1 protein-coding gene is annotated in these 227 nt (G+C 48.0%); it reads right to left on the reverse strand.

Annotation, left to right across the window (positions count from 1 at the left end; translation table 11 throughout):
* On the reverse strand, nucleotides 1–119 hold a 119-nt coding region (locus AACV31_RS20405), incomplete at its 3' end, for a host-nuclease inhibitor Gam family protein (protein WP_304505153.1).
* Nucleotides 120–227: the final 108 nt, after the last annotated feature.

A 227-nucleotide genomic window follows, 5' to 3' on the forward strand; every position in this document is an offset into this window, starting at 1 on the left:
TTAATCTGCCTGTCGTATAAGTCGGCCAGCTCCGCCTCTTCCTTTTCCCGTGCGACGTGTGAGTAGTGCTCCTGCCACGCATTCTCTTCAGTGCGATCATGCATGTGGTAAGGGTTCATAATTCCTCCTGTAAAAGGGCGTAAAATCTCTGGCGCTTTACTGGTAGCAAACTACGATGGGTTATTGAGTCTCAGTGAACAGCCTCGCTGTAACTGAAAATTTCTTCA

The sequence above is a fragment of the Cronobacter sp. EKM101R genome, from assembly GCF_963888145.1.
In the GTDB taxonomy this organism is placed as follows: Bacteria; Pseudomonadota; Gammaproteobacteria; order Enterobacterales; family Enterobacteriaceae; genus Cronobacter; species Cronobacter turicensis.